The sequence below is a fragment of the Bacillus sp. JS genome (genome assembly GCF_000259365.1).
GTDB classification, from domain to species: domain Bacteria; phylum Bacillota; class Bacilli; order Bacillales; family Bacillaceae; genus Bacillus; species Bacillus stercoris.
In genome coordinates this window covers 2,303,735-2,323,920 of sequence record NC_017743.1, presented here as the reverse complement: position 1 = coordinate 2,323,920, position 20,186 = coordinate 2,303,735, and the positions used below count along the sequence as shown (strand labels likewise).

Annotated in this window: 20 protein-coding genes and 1 riboswitch; of the genes, 18 read left to right on the top strand and 2 right to left on the bottom strand. The window is 42.0% G+C overall.

Going from position 1 to position 20,186, the window contains the following annotated elements; genetic code table 11:
- The first annotated feature begins 10 nt into the window (after positions 1 to 10).
- The 5 genes from resD to aroD all read left to right on the top strand — a co-directional run bounded on the left by resD (position 11) and on the right by aroD (position 5,208).
- Positions 11 to 733 (top strand): DNA-binding response regulator ResD, encoded by a 723-nt coding sequence (gene resD / locus MY9_RS11610; RefSeq protein WP_040082743.1) that lies wholly within the window; start codon positions 11 to 13, stop codon positions 731 to 733.
- A complete protein-coding gene (gene resE / locus MY9_RS11605; protein WP_014664448.1) occupies positions 730 to 2,499 on the top strand; it encodes a sensor histidine kinase ResE in 1,770 nt (589 codons plus the stop codon). The genes resD and resE overlap by 4 nt, the downstream gene beginning before the upstream one ends.
- A 203-nt stretch (positions 2,500 to 2,702) precedes the next feature.
- Entirely contained in the window at positions 2,703 to 3,287 is a 585-nt protein-coding gene (sigX, locus tag MY9_RS11600) for an RNA polymerase sigma factor SigX (protein WP_014664447.1), read from the top strand.
- Positions 3,223 to 4,329: an anti-sigma-X factor RsiX gene (gene rsiX, locus MY9_RS11595; RefSeq protein ID WP_041521367.1), complete on the top strand. Its 1,107-nt coding sequence runs from the start codon at positions 3,223 to 3,225 to the stop codon at positions 4,327 to 4,329. Before sigX ends, rsiX begins: the two co-directional genes overlap by 65 nt.
- Before the next feature lie 111 nt (positions 4,330 to 4,440).
- On the top strand, positions 4,441 to 5,208 hold the full coding sequence (gene aroD / locus MY9_RS11590) for a type I 3-dehydroquinate dehydratase (RefSeq protein ID WP_014664445.1): 768 nt from the start codon (positions 4,441 to 4,443) through the stop codon (positions 5,206 to 5,208).
- A gap of 42 nt (positions 5,209 to 5,250) precedes the next feature.
- Here aroD and serA read toward each other — a convergent pair whose 3' ends face one another.
- Positions 5,251 to 6,828: a phosphoglycerate dehydrogenase gene (gene serA / locus MY9_RS11585; RefSeq protein WP_014664444.1), complete on the bottom strand. Its 1,578-nt coding sequence runs from the start codon at positions 6,826 to 6,828 to the stop codon at positions 5,251 to 5,253.
- Between the two features lie 208 nt (positions 6,829 to 7,036).
- Positions 7,037 to 7,171, top strand: a riboswitch (FMN riboswitch).
- Between the two features lie 153 nt (positions 7,172 to 7,324).
- On the opposite strand from serA, the gene fmnP reads away from it, so the two are divergent.
- Complete coding sequence (gene fmnP, locus MY9_RS11575) at positions 7,325 to 7,897, top strand: riboflavin transporter FmnP (RefSeq protein WP_014664441.1); 573 nt, start codon at positions 7,325 to 7,327, stop codon at positions 7,895 to 7,897.
- 38 nt (positions 7,898 to 7,935) lie between these two features.
- Here fmnP and MY9_RS11570 read toward each other — a convergent pair whose 3' ends face one another.
- Entirely contained in the window at positions 7,936 to 8,184 is a 249-nt protein-coding gene (locus MY9_RS11570; protein ID WP_003225461.1) for a ferredoxin, read from the bottom strand.
- A 266-nt stretch (positions 8,185 to 8,450) separates the two neighbouring features.
- Here MY9_RS11570 and MY9_RS11565 point away from each other — a divergent pair, with 266 nt between their 5' ends.
- The 12 genes from MY9_RS11565 to ypeB all read left to right on the top strand — a co-directional run bounded on the left by MY9_RS11565 (position 8,451) and on the right by ypeB (position 20,180).
- Positions 8,451 to 9,509, top strand: coding sequence for a helix-turn-helix domain-containing protein (locus MY9_RS11565; RefSeq protein WP_014664440.1), 1,059 nt, complete (start codon positions 8,451 to 8,453; stop codon positions 9,507 to 9,509).
- A complete protein-coding gene (locus MY9_RS11560) occupies positions 9,502 to 10,992 on the top strand; it encodes a RecQ family ATP-dependent DNA helicase (protein ID WP_014664439.1) in 1,491 nt (496 codons plus the stop codon). Before MY9_RS11565 ends, MY9_RS11560 begins: the two co-directional genes overlap by 8 nt.
- Positions 10,993 to 11,018: 26 nt before the next feature.
- The gene (locus tag MY9_RS11555; protein WP_014664438.1) at positions 11,019 to 11,621 is read left to right on the top strand and encodes a CPBP family intramembrane glutamic endopeptidase; all 603 of its coding nucleotides are present in this window, start codon (positions 11,019 to 11,021) and stop codon (positions 11,619 to 11,621) included.
- Positions 11,572 to 12,318 (top strand): LysM peptidoglycan-binding domain-containing protein, encoded by a 747-nt coding sequence (locus MY9_RS11550; protein WP_040082752.1) that lies wholly within the window; start codon positions 11,572 to 11,574, stop codon positions 12,316 to 12,318. Before MY9_RS11555 ends, MY9_RS11550 begins: the two co-directional genes overlap by 50 nt.
- A gap of 62 nt (positions 12,319 to 12,380) precedes the next feature.
- Entirely contained in the window at positions 12,381 to 12,824 is a 444-nt protein-coding gene (locus MY9_RS11545) for a YpbF family protein (protein ID WP_014664436.1), read from the top strand.
- An 85-nt stretch (positions 12,825 to 12,909) separates the two neighbouring features.
- Complete coding sequence (locus MY9_RS11540) at positions 12,910 to 13,689, top strand: metallophosphoesterase (protein ID WP_014664435.1); 780 nt, start codon at positions 12,910 to 12,912, stop codon at positions 13,687 to 13,689.
- A gap of 158 nt (positions 13,690 to 13,847) precedes the next feature.
- Positions 13,848 to 14,432, top strand: coding sequence for a genetic competence negative regulator (locus MY9_RS11535; RefSeq protein WP_003230533.1), 585 nt, complete (start codon positions 13,848 to 13,850; stop codon positions 14,430 to 14,432).
- Between the two features lie 158 nt (positions 14,433 to 14,590).
- Positions 14,591 to 15,865 (top strand): NAD-specific glutamate dehydrogenase, encoded by a 1,275-nt coding sequence (gudB, locus tag MY9_RS11530; RefSeq protein WP_014664433.1) that lies wholly within the window; start codon positions 14,591 to 14,593, stop codon positions 15,863 to 15,865.
- 108 nt (positions 15,866 to 15,973) lie between these two features.
- On the top strand, positions 15,974 to 16,948 hold the full coding sequence (locus MY9_RS11525) for a YpdA family putative bacillithiol disulfide reductase (RefSeq protein WP_014664432.1): 975 nt from the start codon (positions 15,974 to 15,976) through the stop codon (positions 16,946 to 16,948).
- A gap of 118 nt (positions 16,949 to 17,066) precedes the next feature.
- Positions 17,067 to 17,723: a glutamic-type intramembrane protease PrsW gene (prsW, locus tag MY9_RS11520; protein WP_014664431.1), complete on the top strand. Its 657-nt coding sequence runs from the start codon at positions 17,067 to 17,069 to the stop codon at positions 17,721 to 17,723.
- A 152-nt stretch (positions 17,724 to 17,875) separates the two neighbouring features.
- Entirely contained in the window at positions 17,876 to 18,793 is a 918-nt protein-coding gene (gene sleB, locus MY9_RS11515) for a spore cortex-lytic enzyme (protein ID WP_014664430.1), read from the top strand.
- 34 nt (positions 18,794 to 18,827) lie between these two features.
- Positions 18,828 to 20,180, top strand: a complete 1,353-nt coding sequence (gene ypeB / locus MY9_RS11510) for a germination protein YpeB (RefSeq protein ID WP_014664429.1) — start codon at positions 18,828 to 18,830, stop codon at positions 20,178 to 20,180.
- Positions 20,181 to 20,186 lie beyond the last annotated feature (6 nt).

Here is a 20,186-nt window from a genome sequence, read left to right as displayed (position 1 = left end):
GGGGGAAAACATGGACCAAACGAACGAAACAAAAATATTAGTAGTTGATGACGAAGCCAGAATTCGCCGCCTTTTAAGAATGTATCTTGAACGTGAAAATTATGTTATAGATGAAGCGGAAAATGGTGATGAAGCCATTGCCAAAGGGCTTGAAGCCAATTATGATCTGATTTTGCTTGATCTGATGATGCCGGGAACTGACGGAATTGAAGTGTGCCGGCAAATTCGCGAAAAAAAAGCGACACCCATTATCATGCTGACCGCAAAAGGAGAAGAAGCAAACCGGGTGCAGGGGTTTGAAGCGGGCACAGATGATTATATTGTTAAGCCATTCAGCCCAAGAGAAGTCGTGCTGCGGGTAAAGGCTCTTTTGAGAAGAGCATCCCAAACCTCTTATTTCAATGCCAATACACCGACGAAAAATGTGCTCGTGTTTTCACATTTGTCCATTGACCATGATGCTCACCGCGTAACGGCTGATGGAACGGAAGTAAGCCTGACGCCAAAAGAGTATGAACTTCTATACTTCTTAGCGAAAACGCCTGACAAGGTGTATGATCGGGAAAAGCTTCTGAAAGAAGTGTGGCAATATGAGTTTTTTGGTGATTTACGGACAGTGGACACTCACGTCAAACGCCTGAGAGAGAAGCTGAACAAGGTATCTCCGGAAGCTGCGAAAAAAATTGTCACCGTATGGGGTGTAGGTTATAAATTTGAGGTCGGCGCTGAATGAAATTTTGGAAAAGCGTAGTAGGCAAGCTGTGGTTTACGATCCTTTCACTCGTCTTGATCGTATTGTTCATTTTAACGGTTCTTTTGCTGGAGTTTATTGAAAACTACCATGTGGAAGAAGCCGAGAATGATTTAACACAGCTTGCGAATAAAGTAGCTGTCATCTTGGAAAATCACGAGGACCAGGCACTGGCACGGTCAATCACTTGGGAGCTCGCTGATAACTTAACAAGCATTGCCATCATCCAGGATGAGAAGAAGTACTGGTATTCTCCCAATGACAAAAATCGCCTGTCGTCTATTACGGTTGAGCAAATACAGCATGACAAAGACTTAAATAAAGCTCTCCGAGATCATAAAAAAGTAAGCAAACGAACGGGACTGAGTGATACAGATACGGATAATGAACGCTTGATTGTAGGTGTCCCGTATGAAAAAGACGGAAAGAAAGGCATGGTCTTTTTATCCCAGTCTTTGCTTGCCGTTAAAGATACAACAAAACATACGACCCGCTATATTTTTCTTGCCGCGGGGATCGCGATTGTGCTGACCACATTTTTCGCATTCTTTTTATCAAGCAGGGTCACGTACCCGCTCCGAAAAATGAGAGAAGGCGCGCAGGATTTGGCGAAGGGCAAGTTCGATACAAAAATCCCGATTTTAACCCAGGATGAAATCGGTGAACTTGCGACCGCTTTTAATCAAATGGGCCGGCAGCTTAACTTTCATATCAATGCGCTCAATCAAGAAAAAGAGCAGCTTTCTAACATTTTGAGCAGTATGGCTGACGGGGTTATTACCATTAATATTGACGGTACGATTCTTGTGACCAACCCGCCTGCTGAACGTTTTCTTCAGGCTTGGTATTATGAGCAGAACATGAATATCAAAGAAGGCGACAACCTTCCGCCTGAAGCAAAAGAACTGTTCCAAAATGCTGTCAGCACTGAAAAAGAACAAATGATTGAGATGACGCTGCAAGGCAGATCATGGGTGCTTTTGATGTCGCCGCTTTACGCGGAATCGCACGTCAGAGGAGCAGTTGCCGTACTGCGTGACATGACTGAAGAACGCCGCCTTGATAAACTGCGGGAGGACTTTATCGCAAATGTCAGTCATGAGCTGAGAACACCGATCTCTATGCTTCAGGGATACAGTGAAGCGATTGTTGATGACATTGCAAGCTCTGAAGAAGACCGGAAAGAAATCGCCCAAATCATTTATGACGAATCGCTCCGAATGGGCCGACTAGTTAATGATTTGCTTGATTTAGCCCGAATGGAATCAGGCCATACAGGTTTGCATTATGAAAAAATCAATGTCAATGAATTTTTAGAGAAGATTATTCGGAAGTTTTCCGGTGTTGCTAAAGAAAAAGATATTGCTTTACATCATGACATTTCTCTCGCAGAAGAGGAATTTATGTTTGATGAGGACAAGATGGAGCAGGTATTTACCAATTTGATCGATAACGCGCTGCGTCATACTTCATCTGGCGGCATTGTCTCCATTACAGTCCATTCTGTAAAGGATGGATTGAAAGTTGATATCAAAGACTCCGGATCCGGCATACCAGAAGAAGATCTGCCATTTATCTTTGAGCGGTTTTATAAGGCAGATAAAGCGCGAACAAGGGGCAGAGCAGGAACCGGTCTAGGGCTGGCTATCGTTAAAAATATCGTAGAAGCCCACAACGGATCGATTACTGTGCACAGCCGAATAGATAAAGGAACAACATTTACTTTTTATATTCCGACAAAACGGTAAAATCGAGTCTGAATTTGCCGAAGAATCTTGTTCCATAAGAAACACCCGCTGATTGAGCGGGTGTTTTTTTAATAGCCAACATTAATAAAATTTAAGGATATGTTAATATAAATTCCCTTCCAAATTCCAGTTTCTCGTAATATAGTTGTAATGTAACTTTTCAAGCTATTCATACGACAAAAAAGTGAACGGAGGGGTTTCAAATGGAAGAAACCTTTCAATTATTATATGATACATATCATCAAGATTTGTACCAATTTTTATTTTATATGATAAAGGATAAAAACCAGACAGAAGATCTTCTTCAAGAGGTTTATATCCGTGTATTAAATTCTTATCATACGTTTGAAGGAAGAAGCAGTGAAAAAACATGGCTTTTGTCTATCGCACGCCATGTAGCGATAGACTGGTTCCGTAAACAGCAAACGATCAGACAGCGTATACTTGGCACATTTGACTGGGATACACAGGATGTCAGGGATCAGCAATTGCTTCCGGACGAACTTGCGGTTCAACATGAAAATGCCCGGGAAATTTATGCTGCACTTGATCAATGTACGATCGATCAAAGAGCTGTGATTATCTTGCGGTTTATTCAGGGATATTCAATACAGGAAACAGCCAAGGCTCTGCGCTTCTCGGAAAGCAAAGTAAAAACGACCCAACACAGAGGGCTCAAAGTACTTCGGAAACATATGGAGCTTTTGAGGGAGGAGCTAATGGATGATGAAGTCAGAATGGAACGAAGAACAGATAAAGGAGTTGCTAAGTCAACTTCCGGCAGTTAAAGACCATCGTTCGCCTCAGGATATTTACAAGCGGCTGACGATGGCAAAGCGTAAAAAAAAGCCCGCTGTCAGGTGGATTGGCCCCGCGTGTGCCGCTGCAATTGCGGTTTATATCACCTTCATTATTTCTCCTCATTTCTTTGATCAGGCACAGCCTCAACAAAAAGAAGCGTCCCAAGAGCACGCAGTAACGAAAACTGAGACAGAAGACAGCCCAAAAGCTGCATCATCCCTGGATCAGACATCGTATGTTGTACCTGAAAAGGAACAAGACAATTACATCACTGTAGCGGTTGCTGATGCCGATACATCCGCAATCATACCCATCAGCATCCAAAAAACAAATGCATACCAAACGATACAGGATATGCTGTTTGTAAGTAGTGAATTGGATATCTTTGATCATGCCATTACGATTCCATCCTTCATAGATGAAGTAGAAATAAAGGAAAACCCAAAGCAGAAGGAATTAAGTGTACGAGTCCATCAGCCTATTACGGCTTTTTCTGTAAAAGATGATACACTGTTAAAAAAATTGCTGAAAGAATCCTTAAAATGGAGTCCTTATGAAAAAGTAAAATTTCTTTCGGATCAAAATGAGCCTGGGGTTCGGATTGGCTCATATGGCACTTTTACGGAAATTACGATTCCCAAACAGTCAAAACGATCCTACTACTTATACCAAAATAAACAGGGACAAGACTTTCTCGTTCCGTCAAAAAATTCTTTTGATACAGTAAAAGAAGCGATTATGGAAATGGAATCGACCAGCCAAGAAGATACGACACCTCTTATTCAAGCGGGTGCTGTCCAATCTGTAACGAAGAAACAGAAACACTTATATATCCGCTTCTCAAAGGACTCAGAAGTTGATGATTCTATTGCCGGTATTTTAATGATTGAGGGACTACTTTTAACTGCAAAAGAGTTTGGCTTCACAGAAGTGACCTTTACGGAAACCAGAACGAAAAAAATCGGCAAATATGACATATCAGATGCAATACCGGTGCCAGCTGCTCCAAATCCGATTTTCTTAAACTAAAAAGGGCCTTTTGAGGCTCTTTTTTAGTTGCTGTTCATATAATAGAAATTTTCAAAAAAAAGTTGTGCGTGTATAATAAAACAAGGTAACGATTGAAAGGATTTGAGACAAGTGAACGTGTTAACGATTAAAGGAGTTTCCATCGGAGAAGGGATGCCGAAAATCATCGTTCCGCTGATGGGGAAAACGGAAAAACAAATTTTGAATGAAGCAGAAGTTGTAAAACTTCTGAATCCGGATATTGTAGAGTGGCGAGTTGACGTATTTGAAAAAGCGAATGACAGAGAAGCGGTCACAAAGATGATTTCTAAGCTTCGTAAGTCTTTAGCGGACGAGCTATTTCTATTTACATTCAGAACCCATAAAGAAGGAGGAAGCCTGGAAATAGACGAAAGCTTCTATCTTGCTTTGCTGGAATCGGCAATCCAAACAAAAGACATCGATCTGATAGACATCGAATTATTTACAGGAGATGCACATGTAAAATCGTTAGTGTCACTGGCGGAAGAAAACAACGTCTATGTGGTGATGTCAAATCACGACTTTGAGAAAACACCTGCAAAAGATGAAATTCTTTCCAGACTTCGAAAAATGCAGGATTTAGGCGCGCATATTCCAAAAATGGCTGTCATGCCGAATGATACAGGAGATCTTTTAACGCTGCTTGATGCGACGTATACAATGAAAACAAAATATGCAGACCGTCCCATTATTACAATGTCAATGGCTGCAACAGGGCTTATCAGCAGGCTGAGCGGTGAGATTTTTGGATCGGCCTGTACTTTTGGCGCGGGAGAAGAGGCGTCGGCACCAGGCCAAATACCTGTTTCTGAGCTAAGGAGTGTCTTAGACATTTTGCATAAAAACACACGAGAATAGAACAATAAAAAAACTCAAGCTATATAGCTTGAGTTTTTTTGATTATGGCAGATCTATGAGCTTCACAGACACAATATCAGGGACATTTGTTAGTTCTTTCACAATTTTATCTTCCAGATGTCTGTCAAAGGAAAGCATCATGATGGCTTCTCCGCCTTTTTCCTTACGGCCAACCTGCATGGTTGCAATGTTAATATCGTTATCCCCGAGAATACGTCCTACTCGGCCAATCACACCTGTTGTATCTTGATGCTGGATATATACCAAGTGACCTGTCGGATAAAAATCGATATTAAATCCGTTGATCTCGACAATACGTTCCCCGAAATGAGGAATATACGTAGCCGTTACAGTAAAGGTGCTTCGGTCTCCTGTCACTTTTACGCTGATGCAGTTATCATATCCAGATTCAGAAGAGGAAATTTTTTCACTGAAGCTAATGCCGCGTTCTTTTGCGACACCTCCGGCATTGACCTCATTAACAGTAGAGTCAACGCGCGGTTTTAAAAAGCCTGACAAAAGGGCTTTTGTAATGAACGATGTTTCAAGTTTGGCAATTGTGCCTTCATATTGAATGGCAACATCCTGTACCGGTTCTTTCATGCACTGTGATACAAGGCTGCCAATTTTTCCTGCAATTTGATGGTAGGGTTTAATTTTAGCGAATTCATCTTTTGTCATAGCAGGCAGGTTAATAGCTGACATAACAGGTAGACCTTTTGCGAACTGCAGAACTTCTTCTGACACTTGTGCCGCGACATTGAGCTGTGCTTCTTTCGTTGATGCTCCCAGGTGAGGAGTGGCAATGACTAATGGATGATCAACGAGTTTGTTGTCAACTGGCGGTTCAACTTCGAAAACGTCAAGCGCCGCTCCGGCAACATGCCCGCTTTCCAAAGCTTCGAGAAGTGCAGCTTCATCGATAATACCGCCTCGCGCACAGTTAATTAAGCGAACACCTTTTTTCGTTTTTGCAATCGTTTCTTTATTCAATAAGCCTTTTGTTTCTTTTGTTAAAGGCGTGTGAACAGTTATAATATCCGCACTTTCTAGCACTTCTTCAAATGTACGGCTGTTTACGCCGATTTTTTTCGCTCTTTCTTCCGTTAAGAAAGGATCAAAAACGTGCACAGTCATACCGAACGCTCTCGCACGCTGTGCAATTTCGCTTCCGATTCGGCCTAATCCTACAATACCAAGTGTTTTTCCATAAAGCTCTGAACCGACGTAAGCTGTACGGTTCCACTCTCTGGATTTCACTGAGATATTAGCCTGAGGAATATGTCTCATTAAAGAAGAGATCATCGCAAATGTATGCTCAGCTGTTGAAATGGTGTTGCCGTTCGGAGCGTTGATCACGATTACCCCGTGTTTAGTTGCCTCATCAATATCGATATTATCGACACCGACACCGGCTCTTCCGACAATTTTTAAAGAAGTCATTTTGTTGAAAAGGTCTTCTGTTACTTTTGTCGCGCTTCGCACCAAAAGAGCATCAAAAGTATGTAATTCATCTTCTGCATCTGCTACGTTTTTTTGAACGATTTCAATAAAGTCTGATTCAATAAGTGGCTGTAAACCGTCGTTGCTCATTTTGTCTGAGACCAATACTCGAAACATCGTTAGATTTCCTCCTAAATTGACAAACTAAATATCTGATAATTTAACATATTCTCAAAAGAGTGTCAACGTGTATTGACGCAGTAAAGGATAAAAGTAAAGCCTAATATATCAATGTTCTGACAGCTTATAGACAATATTTATAATTTGAAGCAATTCTCTATACAGCCAACCAGTTATCGTTTATAATGGAACTAAATTTCATATGATCAATCTTCGGGGCAGGGTGAAATTCCCTACCGGCGGTGATGAGCCAATGGCTCTAAGCCCGCGAGCTGTTTTTACAGCAGGATTCGGTGAGATTCCGGAGCCGACAGTACAGTCTGGATGGGAGAAGATGGAGGTTCATAAGCGTTTTGAAATTAAAGTTTTCAAACGTTTCTTTGCCTAGCCTAATTTTCGAAACCCCGCTTTTATATATGAAGCGGTTTTTTTATTGGCTGGAAAAGGACCTTTCCGTTTTCGAGTAAGATGTGATCGAAAAGGAGAGAGTGAAGTGAAAGTAAAAAAATTAGTTGTGGTCAGTATGCTGAGCAGCATTGCATTTGTTTTGATGCTGTTAAATTTCCCGTTTCCGGGTCTTCCGGATTATTTAAAAATCGATTTTAGCGATGTTCCCGCTATTATTGCCATTCTGATTTACGGACCTTTGGCGGGTATTGCCGTAGAAGCGATAAAAAATGTTCTTCAGTATATCATTCAGGGAAGCATGGCAGGAGTTCCTGTTGGGCAAATTGCGAATTTTATTGCAGGAACACTCTTTATATTGCCGACTGCTTTCTTATTTAAAAAGCTCAACTCAGCAAAGGGCTTGGCTGTCAGCCTGCTTTTGGGAACTGCAGCGATGACCATTTTGATGAGTATTTTAAATTATGTTCTGATTCTTCCTGCATACACGTGGTTTTTACATTCACCGGCATTATCCGACAGCGCGCTGAAAACAGCAGTCGTCGCGGGTATCCTGCCGTTTAACATGATAAAAGGTATTGTGATTACGGTTGTTTTCTCACTTATTTTTATCAAGCTTAAGCCATGGATTGAGCAGCAGCGAAGTGCACATATCCATTAAATAAAAAAGCTCCCGCCGGGGAGCTTTTTTTGTTACTTCTATTCAAATTTAAGCGGGTCGCCTTCAAATGGCTCATCCGCCACTTTGATGGAATCAGTAGGGCATCCTTCAAATGCGTCAATCATATCTTCTTCCAGTACCTCAGGAACTTCGACAACACCTTTGTTTTCGTCAAGCGTTACGAACGCGATGCCTTCATCATCGTAATCGTAAATGTCTGGTGCAGCAGCTCCGCAAGCGCCGCATGCAATACATGTATCTTTGTCTACGATTGTGTACTTTGCCATGAATAAAACCTCCCAGATTGTTCTTGGTGGAACAAATGGATCAATCTTTATAATTTAATCAATTTAACACCTATTCCTCTTACTTATTGTAATGATGTTGCTGCCACATTTCAACAGAAAAATGATTGAGAATGCTTATCACATAAGGGGTTATCTACATAACATCCCCCTTAATGATGACTTTAAACGTCGATTTCTGTTTGAAATCTGTTAAAATAAAAAGAGCAAATCAACGATTTTTGTCAGGAAGAATGTGGGTGAATAGGTTGTCATTAAATTACTTCGATATTATGGTTCTCGATTGCCTTTGCAAAATAAATGGGGAACGGTCGGGTAGCGCTGTTTTTCACCTATTCAAAGGCAAGAGATCGTCACAAACCATTCAAGATGCCGGCTTATTTCAGACTGCAAAATACTTTGGAATGGCGGCGCAATGTTCGAGAAACGATATTTCTGCGTCGCTTGACAAGCTTGAAAAGCATTCATATCTCGCGCCTTTGTCTGAAACAGATACATACAAAGTAACAGCCAGCGGCGAAGGAGTTTTGAGGCATGCCCTTAGTGAGCGGCCTTGGCCCGTTTATTGCCACGGTGCTCATTATCAGCAGGCTGCCAGCGTGCTTTGGAAAAGGCTTTCGCTGCTTGTGCAGGTCTTATCCCATAAGCAGAAAGGGAGCAGGCGATATATTCCTGTCACAAAGGATTACAAGACACTTCACTGGGTAAAGAAATACCTGTCCCGGCATACGGATCATAAAGAGATGGCAAGGAGCCTTTTCGCCATGCTTGAGGCGCATTTGAAAAAGATCGAAGACAAAGCAGCGCAAATTTTTGTCTACTCCTTAACCTCGCACGATCGGATCGGTTATACGAGCAGGCAGCTTGCTGACACGCTGAAAGAAGATGAATGGTATGTCTATATCATGTTTTGGGCTTCGGTACATTATTTTATTCATTCTCTTCCCGAGTGTGAAGATGCTTTGTTAAAGGATCTACTTTCTGATGTGCATTTAGATAATGCCCTGACAGAGTCAACGAGGAAAACATGGCAGATGGTCAAACAAGGTTTCCCGATACATCGAATTGCCGAAATCAGAAAGCTGAAAACAGCGACGATCGAAGACCATATTGTTGAGATTTCTCTTCACGAGCCTGCGTTTATAATTAATGACTATGTATCAGCAGAAGATCAAATCCAAATTGCAGCGTTTGCCAAACGGATGCGGACGAACAAAATCAAACAAATTCGTGACGGTCTGGGGCAGCGGTTCAGCTACTTTCAAATCAGACTGGCATTGACAAAGCAGGTGCAGCAATATGAGTAGATTACAGCAAACGTTACATCATTATTTTGGTTTTACTTCCTTTAAAAAAGGGCAGGAGGACATTATTAGAAGTATTCTCAGCGGGAAGGATACCATTGCAATGCTCCCGACTGGGGGAGGGAAATCGCTTTGCTACCAGCTGCCTGGTTATATGCTTGACGGCATGGTATTAATCGTTTCTCCACTGCTTTCTTTAATGGAAGATCAGGTACAGCAGCTGAAAGCCCGAGGAGAAAAGCGTGCGGCCGCTTTGAACAGCATGCTTAACAGGCAGGAAAGACAATTTGTTTTAGAACATATTCATCGCTATAAATTTTTGTACTTGTCCCCTGAGGCCCTGCAGTCTCCATATGTATTGGAAAAATTGAAAAACGTCCCGATCAGCCTATTTGTTATTGATGAAGCACATTGTATATCTGAATGGGGCCACGACTTCAGGCCTGACTATTCAAAGCTCGGACAACTGAGAAAAATATTGGGACACCCGCCCGTTTTGGCATTGACTGCTACGGCTACAAAGGATACGCTGCAAGATGTCATGAACCTGCTGGAGCTGCAGCATGCTGACCAGCATCTCAACTCAGTCAATCGCCCGAATATCGCACTGAGGGTTGAAAATGCGGCGGATGCGGCTGAAAAAATAGATAGGGTCATTCAGCTGGTTGAAAACCTGCAAGGTCCGGGAATTGTTTATTGTCCGACACGGAAATGGGCTGAGGAATTAGCTGGTGAAATTAAAAGCAAAACAAGCAGCAGAGCAGACTTTTACCATGGCGGTTTGGAGTCAGGTGACAGAATTTTAATTCAGCAGCAGTTTATTCATAACCAGCTTGATGTGATATGTTGTACGAATGCGTTTGGAATGGGTGTCGATAAACCTGATATCAGATATGTGATTCATTTTCACCTTCCGCAGACGGCTGAAGCTTTTATGCAGGAAATCGGCAGAGCGGGCCGCGATGGAAAGCCGAGTGTCAGCATTTTGCTGCGGGCGCCAGGGGATTTTGAATTGCAGGAGCAGATTATCCAAATGGAGAGTGTCACAGCTGAAGAAATCGCCGACGTGATCCGTGTGCTAGAGAAGACGGAGGAGCGGGATGAGAGAAGACTGCGTGACGTATTAATGCAGTATGGCGCCGGAGAGACACAGGCCCGTATGATGATTCATCTCTTTATGCAGGGGAAAACGTCAGTTGAACTGATGAAGAAAGAAATTTCATACCGCATGGAGCTGAAGCTGGAAAAAATGCGCCGTGTATCTTTTCTGCTTCAGCGTGAGGGCTGTTTAAGGCAGTCACTGTTAACCTACTTTGATGAATCGTACGAGCCAGATGCCGGAAACTTCCCGTGCTGTTCTCATTGCGGTTTTGATTTATCCTTGTATGAACAAATAGGGGAACGGAGTAAAAGGGCGCCATTAAACAGCTGGAGTTCGGAATTGCACCGGATATTCAGCTTGCAGACTGTAGGTGAGCTGAACTGAAACAGCAAAAAGATTATATTCAGCATATGTCTGACCGTGATATGCTGAAGCAGTTATATTTGACGCAGCTACTCATCATCTTTGCCGCAGCTGCAGTAGGGCTGTTCTTTTTTGAGGATATACGGGATGTATTAAAGCTCTGGGACATTCGCGATATGCGGATCATCTGGTATGGTGTTTCTATAGCGGTTATTGTTATTTTAGCCGATATGGCAATAATGAAATGGTGCCCACATCATTTATATGATGACGGCGGAATCAATAAAAAAATATTCAGTAAGAGGTCAATCCCTCATATTATATTTTTAACGCTTCTGATTGCTTTCGCGGAAGAAATGTTATTCAGAGGAGTGCTGCAGACTCATATCGGTTTTTGGGCGGCCAGCCTTATCTTTGCCGTTCTGCACTTTCGGTATTTGTCAAAATGGCTGTTATTTATTATGGTGACAGCAATCAGCTTTTTACTTGGTCTGATGTATGAATGGACCGGTAACTTATTTGTTCCGATGACGGCACATTTTATCATTGATGCCGTGTTTGCCTGTCAGATTCGTTTTCAACATGTGAGGAGGGATAAACATGACGAACATGTCGAGAGTAGAGAGAAGAAAAGCCCAGAATCTTTATGAAGATCAAAATGCCGCATTGGCGGACGATTATGTCGATGATGATGGTGAAAGCCTCCCGACAAGACAATCCGTAAAAAATCAAAGAGAACAGAAAAAAAAGCAAGGCAAAACAAAAACGCCATTATTTACAGTACTCGCTGTACTATTTGTATTTGTGCCGGTTATCGTTTTAGTTACCTTATTTTATTTAAAGAGCCACCCGGATAATCATGACGATTATGAAGATGTTTTTATCGACAGCAGCCAAAGCAAATACGAGGTTGTCCCGAAATCAGAGGATAAAAACAATGCCGACACTAAAGACACCAAAGAGACAGCACTGCAAAAGGAGTCAAAAAAAAAGCTTGAGGATTCAAAGGCGAAAGAGCCGGCAAAATCTGCTGCTGATCAAAAACAGACTGCTGTAGCGGAAAAAGAAGACTCGGCAAATAAGGAGGAAGCAACCGCCGCGGCTGCTTCCTCTTCCCAATCAACAGTACAACGGCAAGAACAGCAACAGAAGCCGGCTGAGCCAGCTCAACCTGAGCCGAATCGCATTGTCAAGCACACCGTTCAAAAGAAAGAAACGTTATACCGCATTTCCATGAAGTATTATAAAAGCCGGACAGGAGAAGAAAAAATTCGGGCGTATAATCATCTGAATGGAAATGATGTTTACACCGGACAAGTTTTGGACATCCCCTTAATGGATGAATAGGGCATTTTTTTTCTTTTACGTTCATATATTGTAGCAATGAAAATGGACAAGGTGTGAAGCGTATGGAATCCTTATGGAATCAGCTGGATCAGTTTACAGACGCGCCGACCAAACAGATGCTCCAAGCGCTGGTGAAGCGAAAACAAAAATTTGAAAATTATGCGTTGCAATGCCGCAGATGGCGATGGGCTTCACTTATTTGCTTAGGCTTATTATGTCTTATGATTATGGTCAAAAGCCCGGCGCCTCAGCTCATACTTCAAGAAATGCTCAGCCATACCTTTTATTTATTTTGGATGATGGCAACCGCTTTTGCATACTGCACTTCATATTACTTTAAGAAAAAGGAAGAAAAAGCTGAGGGTGATTTCCATAAACTGAGATGCGAAATTATTCAGAAGAGCACTGATCTTTGGCCGCAGCCGGATAAATGGAAGGCGAGAGAGTCTGTTTTTCAAATGATGAAGCACAGATATGACATTAATCTATATTTTGAAAGTAAATAAAATCGGGCGTTTTCTCAAACGGTAGAAACGTCTTTTTTTATTGTCCGTCTTATTGATAAGTTCTAAAAAAGAATGGAGAGTTTTTATGAAGCTATCAGTGAAAATTACCAGTGTGCTGACTGTTGCGGCAGCGGCAATGACGGCAAAAATGTATTCAACTGCAAAAGGCAACCATTTAAAAACACATACGTTTCCTTTATCAAAAATGAAGGGCAAGCCGCCACTTACCATCTTTTTTATTTCGGATATTCACAAACGTCTTATCGATCAAGACCTTTTGGAAAAAGCGCGAAGCCATGCCCCTCACCTCGTAATCATCGGCGGAGATTTAGCTGAGGGCGGGGTGCCTATTGCGAGAATTGAGGAAAACATCAAAAGGCTCGCTGATTTAGGAGTTCCTGTTGTATTTGTGTGGGGGAATAATGATTATGAAGTCAAACAGCATAAGCTGTATTCCATATTCAAAGCGCACGGTGTCATCACTCTGAGGAATGAGTCAGTTCCGTTTTCGTACAACGGCCATACGATTGCGATTGCCGGGGTTGATGATATCAGGATGGAGATGGATCATTATGAGGAAGCCATTAAAGAACTTGACAAAAGCCAGCTGAATATTCTAGTTTGTCATAATCCGGAGATTCATGAGCAAATCAATGAAGGTGACGGTATTGATGTGATATTCAGCGGACATACCCATGGAGGTCAGATCAGGTTTGGGAAATTTGGCCCTTATGAACTGGGGAAAACAGGCATTGTTAAAAATGCGGCTTATCTGATCAGCAACGGCTACGGCACGACAAAAGTGCCTCTGCGTTTAGGTGCTGAGCCTGAAACACACATTGTGACTCTTTGCGGACCAGAGTAACTTCTAAAAAGCGAAAATCCATATGGCAATAAAAACTGCATTGTGCTTGTCTTACTAGTGAACTCAGTGTAAACTGATAACAATTAAGAACCTATGACTCATCATCTCATATAATGTGTTATATGATTTGTGTGCAAGTAGAGGCAGGAGGGAACGTTATGCGGCTTGAGCGTCTGAATTATAATAAGATCAAAATCTTTTTAACCCTCGATGATTTGACAGACCGGGGATTGACAAAAGAAGACCTCTGGAAGGACTCATTTAAAGTCCACCAGTTATTTAAAGATATGATGAATGAAGCAAATACAGAGCTCGGCTTTGAAGCGAATGGACCGATTGCAGTGGAAGTGTATTCTCTCCAAGCACAAGGGATGGTCGTGATCGTAACAAAGAACCAAGACGCCGATTCAGAAGACGATGAGTATGATGATGATTACATCGAAATGCAAGTCAAGCTTGATGAAAGCGCGGACATCATATATCAATTCCATTCCTTTGAAGATATCATTCAGCTTTCAGAAAGCTTACAGCGAATCGGTATCACAGGGGGAACTGTTTACCACTATGACGGGCAGTACTTTTTAAGCCTTGAAGATCTGGGGTCACATACGGCTGAGGGGGTTGTGGCGGTTCTGGCTGAATACGGCAATCCGACAACTTTAACGATTTATCGCCTGCAAGAGTATGGTAAGCTCATTATGGACGGTAATGCCGTTGAGACGATACAAACTCATTTTTCATAAGAATGCAACGGAAAACTGCTGATTTCACAGCAGTTTTTTTTTCGGTAAAAAACATGGAAAAACATAACGTTTATTCTATGCACAGATCAGATGAAGGTGTATACTATTCTCTGAAAGGGAGCATGTGAGAAACAGAAGATTCTAGGAGGTTAACTCAAATGGCAGCCGATCGAAACACCGGTCATACAGAAGAGGACAAACTTGATGTATTAAAATCAACCCAAACCGTAATACATAAGGCTCTGGAAAAATTGGGGTATCCCGAAGAGGTATACGAACTGTTAAAAGAGCCGATGAGGCTATTAACGGTAAAAATACCTGTTCGTATGGACGACGGTTCAGTAAAGATTTTCACAGGTTATCGTGCGCAGCACAATGACTCTGTCGGTCCGACGAAAGGCGGGATACGTTTTCACCCGAACGTAACAGAAAAAGAGGTGAAGGCGCTTTCAATTTGGATGAGTTTAAAATGCGGCATAATTGATCTTCCATATGGCGGTGGTAAAGGCGGAATTGTTTGTGATCCAAGGGATATGTCGTTTAGAGAGCTGGAGCGTCTGAGCAGAGGGTATGTCAGAGCGATCAGCCAAATTGTCGGCCCGACAAAAGACGTGCCGGCGCCGGATGTATTTACAAACTCACAAATCATGGCTTGGATGATGGATGAGTATTCAAGAATTGATGAATTTAATTCGCCTGGATTTATTACAGGCAAGCCTCTTGTGCTTGGCGGATCTCACGGGAGAGAATCTGCGACAGCAAAAGGTGTAACCATCTGTATTAAAGAAGCGGCCAAGAAAAAAGGCATCGATATTAAAGGTGCGCGTGTCGTTGTCCAAGGCTTCGGAAACGCGGGAAGCTATTTGGCAAAATTCATGCATGATGCGGGAGCAAAGGTTGTCGGCATCTCAGATGCATATGGCGGACTTTATGATCCGGAAGGCCTTGATATCGATTATTTACTCGACCGACGCGACAGCTTCGGTACTGTAACAAAGCTTTTCAACGATACCATTACGAACCAAGAGCTGCTGGAGCTTGATTGTGATATTCTCGTTCCTGCTGCGATTGAAAATCAAATTACAGAAGAAAATGCCCATAATATCCGGGCTAAAATTGTCGTTGAAGCGGCGAACGGGCCAACAACGCTTGAAGGAACAAAAATTCTTTCAGACCGAGACATTCTGCTTGTACCAGACGTGCTGGCAAGTGCCGGTGGCGTAACAGTTTCTTATTTTGAATGGGTTCAGAATAACCAAGGCTTCTACTGGAGTGAAGAAGAGGTAGAAGAAAAATTAGAAAAAATGATGATCAAGTCATTTAACAATATTTACGAAATGGCTAATAACCGAAGAATTGACATGAGGCTAGCTGCATATATGGTCGGCGTACGCAAAATGGCTGAAGCTTCGCGTTTTAGAGGCTGGATATAAGTTGATGATTTGCATAAAAATAAAAAATCTCCTATGATAAAATAGGAGATTTTTTTATTCGGAAATAGAAAATATGAAGTGAAATGCCAATCGCAGGAGTTGACAGAAATGATTCAAGAAAAAGCAATTATTATAGGCGGAGGACCTTGTGGACTATCTGCTGCCATTCACCTAAAACAAATTGGCATTGATGCCCTCGTCATCGAAAAAGGCAATGTCGTTAACAGTATTTACAATTATCCGACACATCAAACCTTTTTCAGCTCAAGTGAAAAGCTCGAAATCGGAGATGTGGCATTTATTACAGAAAACAGGAAGCCTGTCAGAATTCAGGCTTTATCGTATTACCGGGAAGTCGTTAAACGGAAAAACATTCGTGTTAATGCGTTTGAAATGGTGCATAAAGTGACGAAAACGGAAAATAACGCATTCGTTATTGAGACGTCAAAAGAGATTTACACGACGCCATATTGTATCATCGCCACAGGCTATTATGATCATCCAAACTATATGAATATACCCGGTGAGGATTTGCCGAAAGTATTTCATTATTTTAAAGAAGGCCATCCGTATTTTGATAAAGATGTTGTGGTTATCGGCGGGAAAAATTCAAGCGTGGACGCCGCCCTTGAACTCGTGAAATCTGGAGCGCGTGTCACAGTTTTATATAGGGGCAATGAGTATTCGCCAAGCATTAAGCCGTGGATCTTGCCCGAATTTGAAGCGCTCGTCAGAAACGGTACAATCCGTATGGAATTTGGCGCCTGTGTCGAAAAAATCACCGAGGATGAAGTTGTGTTTCGTTCCGGAGAGAAAGAACTCATCACCATTAAAAATGATTTTGTATTTGCCATGACAGGCTATCATCCTGACCATCAATTTCTTGAAAAAATTGGTGTTGAGATTGATAAAGAAACAGGACGTCCATTTTTCAATGAAGAAACAATGGAAACGAACGTTGAAGGTGTCTTTATTGCCGGGGTTATTGCTGCGGGAAACAACGCAAATGAAATATTTATTGAAAACGGCAGGTTTCATGGGGGGCATATCGCAGCGGAAATCGCCAAAAGAGAAAACCACTAAAGATGAGGAGCATATGATGCATTCGTATGCTCTTTTTATTTTTTAAGTGCAGACAGATGTAAAATGATAAACAACATGGTAGGATAGACGTAGGAATATAAAGGAAAGAGGTTGCCTGATGTTTGCAATCATCTCTGCAGGAATTGCCCCCGGCATCGCGCTGTTAAGTTATTTTTATTTAAAAGATCAGTATGATAATGAACCTGTACATATGGTGCTTCGGTCGTTTTTTCTCGGGGTTGTTCTTGTATTTCCCACAATGTTTATCCAGTATGTACTTGAAAAAGAGAATGTAGGAGGCGGAAGCTTTTTCGTTTCTTTTTTATCTTCAGGGTTTTTAGAGGAATCATTAAAATGGTTTATACTGATGATCAGTGTTTACCCGCACGCCCACTTTGATGAGCATTATGACGGGATTGTGTACGGTGCAAGTGTATCACTCGGTTTTGCAACCCTCGAAAATATTCTTTATTTAATTGGCCACGGTGTGGAGCATGCGTTTGTCAGAGCGCTCCTGCCTGTTTCATGCCATGCCTTGATTGGTGTGATAATGGGATTTTACCTCGGAAAAGCGCGCTTTTCCGCTGATAAGGCGCGTGTGAAGTGGCTTGTTCTTTCTTTAGTTCTCCCATCCCTTTTGCATGGATCATATGATTTTATCCTGACAGCGCTTAGTAATTGGATTTATTACATGCTTCCATTTATGGTATTTTTATGGTGGTTTGGTTTGCGTAAAGCGAAAAAAGCCCGTTCCGTTAATATGATGCAAGTATAGAAGCCGCACAGCAATCGTGCGGCTTTTTTGTGTACAGTTTTTACAAAAGAGATTTTATGTTCTGAGGGATAACAAGGAAAGAGTGTATAAAAATAACCTCGTTACAGAAAATACGATTACACTTAAAAATTTGCTGTAGGAGGCTTGAAAAGATGAAGTCCAAAGGATCGATTATGGCATGTCTCATCCTTTTTTCCTTTACAATAACGACGTTTATTAATACTGAAACGATCTCTGCCTTTTCGAATCAGGTCATTCAAAGAGGGGCAACAGGGGATGATGTGGTCGAGCTTCAGGCGCGTCTTCAATACAACGGATATTATAACGGAAAAATTGACGGGGTTTATGGATGGGGAACATACTGGGCAGTTCGAAATTTTCAGGATCAATTCGGGTTAAAAGAGGTTGACGGCCTTGTCGGGGCTAAAACAAAGCATACCTTAATATGTAAATCTAAGTATTATCGTGAATATGTTATGGAACAGCTCAATAAAGGGAACACATTCACGCATTACGGAAAAATTCCGCTGAAGTATCAGACGAAACCGTCAAAAGCAGCAACACAAAAAGCAAGACAGCAAGCGGAAGCGAGGCAGAAACAGCCTGCGGAAAAAACAACGCAGCAGCCTAAAGCGAATGCGAATAAACAGCAAAACAATACACCAGCAAAAGCAAGAAAACAGGATGCGGTAGCAGCGAACATGCCTGGTGGATTTTCCAACAACGATATCAGGCTGCTTGCTCAAGCGGTTTATGGCGAAGCCCGGGGCGAGCCATACGAGGGGCAGGTTGCGATTGCAGCAGTCATTTTGAACCGTTTGAACAGCCCGTTATTTCCAAATTCAGTGGCGGGGGTTATTTTTGAGCCGCTTGCCTTCACAGCAGTAGCCGACGGGCAAATTTACATGCAGCCGAATGAAACGGCCCGAGAAGCGGTGCTGGATGCCATCAATGGCTGGGACCCGTCAGAGGAAGCACTTTACTACTTTAATCCCGATACGGCTACAAGTCCGTGGATTTGGGGGCGTCCGCAGATTAAAAGAATCGGTAAACACATTTTCTGTGAGTAGCAGATATGAGAAAGCATAAAAAGAGGTGTGATAAATGATCAGAGGAATTTTAATCGCCGTGCTTGGTATTGCAATAGTCGGTACAGGCTACTGGGGATACAAAGAACACCAGGAAAAAGACGCAGTTCTTCTTCATGCTGAAAATAACTATCAGCGGGCGTTTCATGAGCTTACCTATCAGGTGGATCAGCTTCATGATAAAATCGGAACAACACTTGCCATGAACAGCCAAAAATCACTGTCGCCTGCATTGATTGATGTGTGGAGGATTACTTCTGAAGCACATAACAGCGTCAGTCAGCTGCCGCTTACATTAATGCCGTTTAATAAAACGGAAGAGCTATTATCAAAGATCGGTGATTTCAGCTATAAAACGTCAGTCAGAGATTTGGACCAGAAGCCGCTTGATAAAAACGAGTATACATCACTAAATAAGCTATATCAGCAGTCTGAAGATATCCAAAATGAATTGCGCCATGTTCAGCACCTTGTCATGAGCAAAAACCTTCGCTGGATGGACGTAGAAATGGCACTGGCTTCAGACGAAAAACAAAGTGACAATACAATTATCAACAGCTTTAAAACTGTCGAAAAGAATGTTGGTGCATTCTCCACCGGCACTGACCTTGGCCCTAGTTTCACCAGCACGAAAAAAGAAGAAAAGGGTTTCAGCCACCTGAAGGGAAAACAAATTTCCGAACAGGAAGCAAAACAAATTGCTGAGCGCTTTGCCCCTGATGACAATTATTCAATTAAGGTGGTAAAGAGCGGAAAAAAAACAAATCGCGATGTATATAGCATCAGCATGAAAGACCCAGACCATAAAGCAGCGATTTATATGGATATCACGAAGAAGGGCGGGCATCCGGTATATTTGATCCAAAACAGAGAAGTGAAAAACCAAAAAATCAGTTTGAATGACGGATCGAACCGAGCGCTCGCATTTTTAAAGAAAAACGGATTTGAAACAGATGATTTGGAAATTGATGAAAGTGCCCAATATGATAAAATCGGCGTATTTTCATATGTTCCTGTTGAAAATAAAGTCCGGATGTACCCGGAGGCAATCCGCATGAAAGTGGCCTTGGATGACGGTGAGGTTGTCGGTTTTTCAGCAAGAGACTTCCTAACATCCCACAGAAAAAGAACTATACCTAAGCCGGCAATTACTGAAGCAGAGGCAAAATCTAAATTAAATAAAAATGTACAAGTGAGAGAAACAAGGCTCGCTTTAATTACAAATGAACTTGGTCAAGAAGTGTTATGCTATGAAATGCTTGGAACCATTGAAAATGACACATTTAGAATGTATATAAATGCCAATGATGGCACAGAAGAAAAGGTTGAAAAATTAAAAAATGCAGAGCCTATATATAAAGACCTATAAAAACAG

Excerpts from the sequence above, each read along its gene's own strand:
- MY9_RS11560 (WP_014664439.1), top strand. The coding sequence starts at position 9,502 with ATGAGTAGATTACAGCAAACGTTACATCATTATTTTGGTTTTACTTCC.
- rsiX (WP_041521367.1), top strand. The coding sequence starts at position 3,223 with ATGATGAAGTCAGAATGGAACGAAGAACAGATAAAGGAGTTGCTAAGT.
- prsW (WP_014664431.1), top strand. The coding sequence starts at position 17,067 with ATGTTTGCAATCATCTCTGCAGGAATTGCCCCCGGCATCGCGCTGTTA.
- MY9_RS11535 (WP_003230533.1), top strand. The coding sequence starts at position 13,848 with ATGCGGCTTGAGCGTCTGAATTATAATAAGATCAAAATCTTTTTAACC.
- gudB (WP_014664433.1), top strand. The coding sequence starts at position 14,591 with ATGGCAGCCGATCGAAACACCGGTCATACAGAAGAGGACAAACTTGAT.
- sleB (WP_014664430.1), top strand. The coding sequence starts at position 17,876 with ATGAAGTCCAAAGGATCGATTATGGCATGTCTCATCCTTTTTTCCTTT.
- ypeB (WP_014664429.1), top strand. The coding sequence starts at position 18,828 with ATGATCAGAGGAATTTTAATCGCCGTGCTTGGTATTGCAATAGTCGGT.
- sigX (WP_014664447.1), top strand. The coding sequence starts at position 2,703 with ATGGAAGAAACCTTTCAATTATTATATGATACATATCATCAAGATTTG.
- MY9_RS11525 (WP_014664432.1), top strand. The coding sequence starts at position 15,974 with ATGATTCAAGAAAAAGCAATTATTATAGGCGGAGGACCTTGTGGACTA.
- resE (WP_014664448.1), top strand. The coding sequence starts at position 730 with ATGAAATTTTGGAAAAGCGTAGTAGGCAAGCTGTGGTTTACGATCCTT.
- serA (WP_014664444.1), bottom strand. The coding sequence starts at position 6,828 with ATGTTTCGAGTATTGGTCTCAGACAAAATGAGCAACGACGGTTTACAG.
- MY9_RS11540 (WP_014664435.1), top strand. The coding sequence starts at position 12,910 with ATGAAGCTATCAGTGAAAATTACCAGTGTGCTGACTGTTGCGGCAGCG.
- MY9_RS11570 (WP_003225461.1), bottom strand. The coding sequence starts at position 8,184 with ATGGCAAAGTACACAATCGTAGACAAAGATACATGTATTGCATGCGGC.
- resD (WP_040082743.1), top strand. The coding sequence starts at position 11 with ATGGACCAAACGAACGAAACAAAAATATTAGTAGTTGATGACGAAGCC.
- MY9_RS11545 (WP_014664436.1), top strand. The coding sequence starts at position 12,381 with ATGGAATCCTTATGGAATCAGCTGGATCAGTTTACAGACGCGCCGACC.
- MY9_RS11550 (WP_040082752.1), top strand. The coding sequence starts at position 11,572 with ATGACGAACATGTCGAGAGTAGAGAGAAGAAAAGCCCAGAATCTTTAT.
- MY9_RS11555 (WP_014664438.1), top strand. The coding sequence starts at position 11,019 with ATGTCTGACCGTGATATGCTGAAGCAGTTATATTTGACGCAGCTACTC.